General features: G+C 66.8%; 7 protein-coding genes and 1 pseudogene. 4 read left to right on the top strand and 4 right to left on the bottom strand.

The features are described from left to right. A partial coding sequence (locus VGQ94_01710) for an NAD-dependent epimerase/dehydratase family protein (GenBank protein HEV2021223.1) occupies positions 1–907 on the bottom strand: 907 nt, incomplete at its 3' end. A gap of 105 nt (positions 908–1,012) precedes the next feature. On the opposite strand from VGQ94_01710, the gene VGQ94_01705 reads away from it, so the two are divergent. The 4 genes and pseudogenes from VGQ94_01705 (at position 1,013) to VGQ94_01690 (ending at position 4,033) form a co-directional block, all read left to right on the top strand. Further along, the gene (locus VGQ94_01705) at positions 1,013–2,434 is read left to right on the top strand and encodes a cation-efflux pump (protein ID HEV2021222.1); all 1,422 of its coding nucleotides are present in this window, start codon (positions 1,013–1,015) and stop codon (positions 2,432–2,434) included. Between the two features lie 2 nt (positions 2,435–2,436). Beyond that, positions 2,437–2,838 carry an OsmC family protein gene (locus VGQ94_01700; GenBank protein HEV2021221.1) on the top strand — a complete coding sequence of 134 codons (402 nt, stop codon included), beginning with the start codon at positions 2,437–2,439 and terminating at the stop codon, positions 2,836–2,838. Between the two features lie 99 nt (positions 2,839–2,937). Next, a pseudogene (locus VGQ94_01695) lies at positions 2,938–3,123 on the top strand (glutaredoxin family protein). Continuing rightward, a complete protein-coding gene (locus VGQ94_01690) occupies positions 3,101–4,033 on the top strand; it encodes an EamA family transporter (protein ID HEV2021220.1) in 933 nt (310 codons plus the stop codon). Before VGQ94_01695 ends, VGQ94_01690 begins: the two are co-directional and overlap by 23 nt. Before the next feature lie 4 nt (positions 4,034–4,037). Here VGQ94_01690 and VGQ94_01685 read toward each other — a convergent pair whose 3' ends face one another. The 3 genes from VGQ94_01685 to VGQ94_01675 all read right to left on the bottom strand — a co-directional run. Then, the gene (locus tag VGQ94_01685; GenBank protein ID HEV2021219.1) at positions 4,038–5,291 is read right to left on the bottom strand and encodes an MFS transporter; all 1,254 of its coding nucleotides are present in this window, start codon (positions 5,289–5,291) and stop codon (positions 4,038–4,040) included. A 33-nt stretch (positions 5,292–5,324) separates the two neighbouring features. Then, entirely contained in the window at positions 5,325–6,284 is a 960-nt protein-coding gene (gene ribF / locus VGQ94_01680) for a riboflavin biosynthesis protein RibF (GenBank protein ID HEV2021218.1), read from the bottom strand. 7 nt (positions 6,285–6,291) lie between these two features. After that, a partial coding sequence (locus VGQ94_01675; GenBank protein HEV2021217.1) for an MBL fold metallo-hydrolase occupies positions 6,292–6,612 on the bottom strand: 321 nt, incomplete at its 5' end.

Genomic DNA, 6,612 nt, shown 5'->3' with positions numbered 1-6,612 from the left:
CGCACACGCCCATCTTCCACAGCATGCCGAGCATGGCGCGACAGGCGGCGTGGCCGGGCAGGCGGAAGGCTTTGGTCCCGGCCAGCGCCAGGCAACGCTCGAGCGGCAGGGCTTCGCCGCGTCCGGCGACGTTGAGCACGGTGAGCGCAGGCTCGCCCTGGGGGCGGCGCAGCAGGTGCGCCATCAGCCGGGCAACGTCGTCCACGTGGACGAACTGGAAGCGGTTCTCGAGATACTGCCGACCGAAGGGAACGATGAACGGCAGGCGCCATCCCCGCCGCCGCATCCAGCTGCCGATGCGCCCGCGTCCGCTGGGCGTGCCGCGGAATCCGCCAATCAAGTAATTCTCCATGGTAGCGCCGGCAAAGATATGAGGGCGCAGCAGATAGACGCTGCACCCGTCGAGCTGCTCGAAGCGCGCCCGCACCACCTCGTCGGCCTCGCGCTTGTGCACAGCGTAGGTCAGCGTGTGGCCGCCGAGCGGGAAGTCCTCGTCCACGGGAAGGGGCAGGTCGGAGCCGTAGGCGGCGACGCTGCTGGGATAGATGAAGCGGCTGACGGCGCCACCGGAGCGGTTGACCTCGGTGATGGCCTCCATCACCCGCGCGGTCCCGGCGACGTTGATCTGCCACATGCGCTCCCGGTCGAGGATGCCGGTGCGCTGCGGGTCGATCACAAACCCCAGGTGGACCACCGCCGACGCTCCGCTCTCGCGCAGCAGGCGGAGCAGCCGCTTGCAGGAGGCCTCTTCCCCCAAGTCCATGCGCTCGAAGCGCAGGGGAAGGGAGGTGGCGGGACGGGCCAGGTCCACGGCCGTGATCTGGAAATCGGCAAGCTGGGCCAGCAGGCGCAGCCCGAGGTTCCCGGCCGCGCCGGTGACCAGTACGCTGGTTTTTCCCTGAGACATTCTTTGTGGACCGCCGGGAGACGGCGGAATCGTAGCACAGCCGGGAACGCGATCCGCACGGCCGTGGTTGGCGCGGCGGGGCCGGACGGCGATAATGGGAGCCCCATGTCCACCCAGACCACGCTCGCGGAGATGCGCCGGGAAAAGCGCGGCGTGGCGCTGGAGTCCGTGCTGGGGGCGGCGGTCATCACCGCGCTGAAGTTTGCGGTGGGCTGGAGCACGGGAAGCCTGGGCATCCTTTCCGAGGCCCTGCACTCCGGGCTCGACCTGATCGCGGCCGCGGTCACCCTGCTTTCGGTGCGGGTCTCCGACAAGCCCGCCGACGCGGACCACCAGTACGGACACGGAAAAGTGGAGAATTTCTCCGCCTTCCTGGAAACCGGCCTGCTGCTGCTGACCTGCGTGTGGATCGTTTACGAAGTCCTGAAGCGCATCTTCCTGCATGACGTCCACATCGAGCCGAGTGTGGCGGCCTTCGGCGTCCTGTTCCTTTCCATGGCAGTGGATTTCTACCGCTCGCGCGACCTGAAGAAGATCGCGCGCAAATACGACAGCCAGGCGCTCGAAGCCGACGCGCTGCACTTCTCCACCGACATCTGGTCAAGCGGGGTGGTGGTGCTGGGGCTGGCGCTGGTGTGGCTGGGACGGCGGATGGAGCTTCCGGCGCTGCGCTTCGCCGATTCCATCGCCGCGCTGCTGGTGGCGGGCGTGATCGTGCACGTAAGCTGGCGGCTCGCCCGCCAGACTATCGACGCGCTGCTCGACGCTTCGCCTCCGGGCATCCGCGTCCGCATCCTGCAGGAGGTCGCCCGCGTGGAAGGCGTGCTGGAGGTGGACCGGGTGCGCATCCGCCGCGCCGGCAACCGCTATTTCGCCGACCTCTCGGTGGCGGAGGCGCGCAACCTCACCTTCCAGAAAGCGGAGCAGGTGGTGCTGGCGGTGACCGCGGCGGTGCAGCGCGTGTTGCCCGACGCGGACGTAGTGGTGCATCCCGTGCCGCGCGCCTCCGGGCGTGAGAACCTCTTCGACCGCATCCGCGCCGTGGCTGCGCGCAACAACTTCAGCGTGCACGACGTCAGCGTGCAGGACCTGGGCGGGCGGCTGCACGTGGAGCAGCATCTGGAGCTGGGCGAAACCCTCACCCTCAAGCAGGCGCACGACTTGGTGACCCAGATCGAAGCGGAGATCCAGCAAGACGTGCCGGAGATCTCCTCCATCCTCACCCACATCGAGAGCGAGCCGGCGACCATCGAGAGTGGCGACCCGGCGGCGAGCGACCCCGAGCTGGAGCGCCGCATGAAGCGCATCGTGGCCGAGTTTCCCGAGGTGCTGGATATGCACGAGTTCGCCGTGAAGCGCGTGGGTGGGCGCACCTACGTCTCCTGCCACTGCACCTTTGCCGACGACCTGCCGCTCTCGCGCGTGCACGATGTTTCCACCGCGCTCGAGATCCGCTTCAAGCAGGACGCCAAGGAGCTGTTCAAGGTCCTGATCCATCCCGAGCCGCAAACCGACAACAGGAGATAGTCATGGTCGAAGCGCGTGTGCAGTGGACCGATGGCGAGCGTTTTGTGGGGATGGCCTCGAGCGGTCACGCCCTGGTAGTGGACGCCGACCGCGAACGCAACACCGGGACCGGCCCCATGGAACTGGTGCTGGTGGGCCTGTGCGCCTGCACCGCCACCGACGTGGTCAGCATCCTGCGCAAGAAGCGCGAGCCCTTCACGCGCGTGGAAGTGCGCGCCGAAGCCGAGCGCGCCAAGCAGCCCCCGACCGTCTATGAAACCATTAAGCTCATTTACACCGTCGGCGGGCAGGTGTCGAAGAAGGCGGTGGAGGACGCGGTGCGGCTTTCGGAGGAGAAGTACTGCTCGGTTTCCGCCATGCTCCAGAAGACGGCGAAGATTACTACGGTAATCGAGTACGCCTGAAATAGATGTCCACGCAGGTCGCGGGTTTGCTAGTCTGAAGATGAGATGACAGCGAAGAGAGTCCAGGTCTTCACCCAACCCGGCTGACCGCCCTGCGGAACGGCGAAAGCCTACCTCTCGGAGAGAGGGATCGAGTTCGAGGAGCGCGACATCACCCGCGATCCGCAGGCGGTCGATGAACTGGTGAACCAATATCACAGCCGCGCCACCCCCACCCTGGTGGTGGGCGACGAGGTGATGATCGGCTTCGATCCCGAGCGACTTGACGAACTCCTCGCCAGTTAAGCCGCATCCCATCCGCGGCTACCTCTACATCGCCGCCGCCGGCTTGCTTTGGGGGCTCACGGCCAGCCTGGGCAAGGCGGTTTTCACGCAGAGGCTGGTCTCGGCGGCGCAGTCGCCGATCGATCCCCTGATCCTGTCCCAGACGCGAACCACGATCTCCTTCCTGGTGCTGGCGCCGGTGCTGCTGCTGGTCCGCGGGAGGGCGGCGCTCGCCATCTCCCGCAAGGACTTCGGGCGCACCCTGCTGCTCGGCACGCTGGGCATCGCGGCGTCGAATTACTTCTATTACCTGGCCATCGAGAAGACCACGGTGGCGACCGCCATCGTCCTGCAATACACGGCGCCGGGGTGGGTGTTGCTCTACATGCTGGCGCGGCATCAGCAGCGTCCCACGCTGCGGCGGGTGGGCGCGGTGCTGATGGCAGTCGCGGGAAGCGCGCTCGCCATCGGCGTCGCCGGCCAGGGAAAGATCAAGCTGGACGCGGTGGGGATCGCGGCCGCGCTGGCCGCCGCCTTCTCCTTCGCCTTCTACAACGTTTATGGGCACAAGCTGCTGGAGACCAACGAGCGCTGGAAGATCATCACCTACACGTTGCTGGGCGCCGCGCTCTTCTGGCTGGTGGTGAACCCGCCGTGGAAGATCATCGCCGCGCACTACTCGGGCGAGCAGTGGCTGTTCCTCGCCGTGTTCGCCATGCTCTCCATGCTGCTGCCATTCTCGTTCTACTTCGCCGGGCTGCAGTACCTGGCCGCCACGCGCGCCATCGTCACCAGTTGCCTGGAGCCGGTGTTCGCGATCTTGATCGCCGCGGCTTTCCTCGGAGAAGGGCTGGGGCCGCTGCAGGTGGTGGGCGTGGTGGTGGTGCTTGCGGCCAGCATCGTGGTGCAACTGCCGGAGAAGAGTTCCTGAGCAGCTACTCGAGGTGCTTCCCCTTCGTTTCCGGGAGCTGGGTCGCGACCAGCGCGGCCAGGAAAAACGATGCCGCGCAGAGGAAGAACGCCCCGCCCAGGCCGCGCGACTGCGCCACGTAGCCGATGACGAAGGGCGCCACCGAGCTGAGCGTCCGCGCGCCGTTATAGGTGAAGCCCAGGGCTCGGGCGCGCACGCTGGTAGGAAAGAGCTCGCTGCCGACGATGCCGGAGCCGGAGAAGAAACCCGTCCCGAAGAAGGCGACGGGAATCCCCAGGAAGAGCAGCGTGGTCGGGTCCTGCAACCGCGCATAGATGGGCACCAGCAGGGCGGCCATCCCGGTGTAAAGGATGAAAGATTTCCTACGACCCAGGTGGTCGGCCACCCAGCCGAAGCTGGCGTAGCCGGGGAACATCCCCACCAGGTTAAGCACCACCAGCATGATGGTCATTTGTTTCGGATCGAAGCCGCGGCCGCCCTCGGCGATGGGGGACGACAGGAAGCTCGGCACCCAGGTGAAGAGTCCCCACCATCCGAACATCCCGAAGAAGTTCAGGAAGAACAGCGCCGCGGTCTTGCCCAGGTACTTCTCGGAGAACAGCTCCCGGAAGCGGACGGCAGGCGGCTTGTCTTCCGCTTGCTGGCGCTGCTGCTTCCACATCTCCGATTCGGGCACGTCTTTGCGGATCCACAGGGTGACCAGCGCGGGCAGCACGCCCACGAAGAAGACCACGCGCCAGTTGCTGGGGTAGAGTCGCAGGACGCCCCAGGCCACCAGCGCCGCGGCGGCGTATCCGATGGCCCAGGAACTTTGCACCAGGGCGATGGCCTTGGCGCGCAGCCGCATGGGCCAGGTCTCGGCCACCAGCGTCGCGCCCGTGTTCCACTCGCCGCCCATGCCCAGCCCCAGGACGAAACGGAAGACCGCCAGCATGGCGACGGAGGTCGCGAATCCGGAGGCGAAGGAGCAGACAGAGTAGGTAAGGATGCTGAGCATCAGGGCCCGCTTGCGCCCGACGCGGTCGGCGATGGAGCCGAAGAGCATCCCGCCAAAGCCGGAGGCCAGCAGGGTAAGCGTGGCCAGAAGGCCGCCCACGGCTTTCGTCATGCCCAGGTCGCGCATGATGTGGGTGAGCACCAGGGCGTAGAGCATGACGTCGAAGGCGTCGAGCATCCAGCCCAGGGCCGCGGCCACAAGGGTGCGCCACTGGTCGCGGGTAACGGAGGAGAACCCGGTGGTGGCGGGAGCAGTGGCCATGCGCGCGGGATTGTATCTCAGACCCGGGAGAGGTTACTTCCCAGGATTCGGCGGGCGCGCGGGTGCGAGCCGGAAGTACTGGCGGGCGCGGTGGACATCCCGGGCAATCTGCTCGCGCAGCGCGTCGACGGAGGGAAACTTGATCTCCGGTCGCAGCCAGCGGCGGAAGAAGATCTCCACCTCGGTCTCGGCCGTGACTTCGAGCGGGTGGAAGTTCAATAGGTGACTCTCGATGGCGAAGCTGTCCGCGCCGAAGGTGGGGCGGCTGCCGATGTTGGTTACCGAGTCGAAGCAGTCGTTGCCGATGCGGGTGCTGGTGATGTAGACGCCGTCGCCCGGCGTCGCCTCGTCATAGCGGCTGAGGTTGATGGTGGGCACGGTGTACTTCTGGCCGTAGCCGCGGCCGCGTCCGGCGGTCGAGGCGATGCTGAACAGGCGTCCCAGCAGATGGCGGACGCGGCTCACCCGGCCGGCGGCCACCAGCTCGCGGATGCGGGTGCTGGAGACCACGTCGCCGCGGATGCGCAGCTCGGGGTAGATGCGCACCTCGAAGCCGCAGGCCTGGCCGAACTCGCGCAGACGCTCCACGTTTCCCTCGGCCTGGTGTCCGAAGTGGAAGTTCGAGCCTTCGTGGACCTCGCGGGCGCGTAGCTGGCGGCTGAGGATCTCCTCGGCAAACTGGCGCGGCGAGAGCAGGGAAAGATCGCGGGTGAAGGGCAGCACCAGTGTGGCGTCGAGGCCGCTCGCTTCCATGAGATTGAGTTTGACCGGCAGAGGCGTGAGCAGCCGGGGAGCGACGTCAGGACGCAGGATGCGCGTGGGATGCGGCTCGAAGGTTACGGCCAGGGACTTCGCGCCCAACTCCCGCGCGCGCTCCACCATCTTCCCCAGGACGAACTGGTGGGCGCGATGGACGCCGTCGAAGTTGCCGGCGCTCAAGATGGTCGCGCCGAAGCCGGCGGGCACCTCTTCGAGTTTGTGGAAGACCTTCATCGGGCGCTCAAATCTCGAACTCCAGCTTCAAGCCGTCGTGCGCCAGCTGCACGTGCGCGGGGAGCGACTGGTTGGTCTCCGCGTGCGGCAGGTCGTGCGAGATGTGGGTGAAGAAGGCGCGGCGCGGCTTCAGCTCTTCCACCAGGCGCAGCGAGTTCTCAAGCGTCGAGTGCGTGGGGTGTGGCTTGTGGCGGAGCGCGTCGAGAAAGAGGATGTCGAGGCCGACGAGCTGCGGCAGCGATTCCGCGGGAATCTCGCTGAAGTCGGTGAGGTAGGCGGCCGAGCCGAAGCGGTAGCCGTGGATCTCCGCGTCGCCGTGCATCACCTT

The sequence above is a fragment of the Terriglobales bacterium genome (assembly GCA_035937135.1).
GTDB lineage: Bacteria > Acidobacteriota > Terriglobia > Terriglobales > Acidobacteriaceae > DASYVL01.
This window is presented reverse-complemented; position numbering and strand designations above follow the sequence as displayed.

Coding starts and splice junctions, on each gene's coding strand:
- VGQ94_01685 (HEV2021219.1), bottom strand. CDS start 5,291: ATGGCCACTGCTCCCGCCACCACCGGGTTCTCCTCCGTTACCCGCGAC.
- VGQ94_01705 (HEV2021222.1), top strand. CDS start 1,013: ATGTCCACCCAGACCACGCTCGCGGAGATGCGCCGGGAAAAGCGCGGC.
- ribF (HEV2021218.1), bottom strand. CDS start 6,284: ATGAAGGTCTTCCACAAACTCGAAGAGGTGCCCGCCGGCTTCGGCGCG.
- VGQ94_01700 (HEV2021221.1), top strand. CDS start 2,437: ATGGTCGAAGCGCGTGTGCAGTGGACCGATGGCGAGCGTTTTGTGGGG.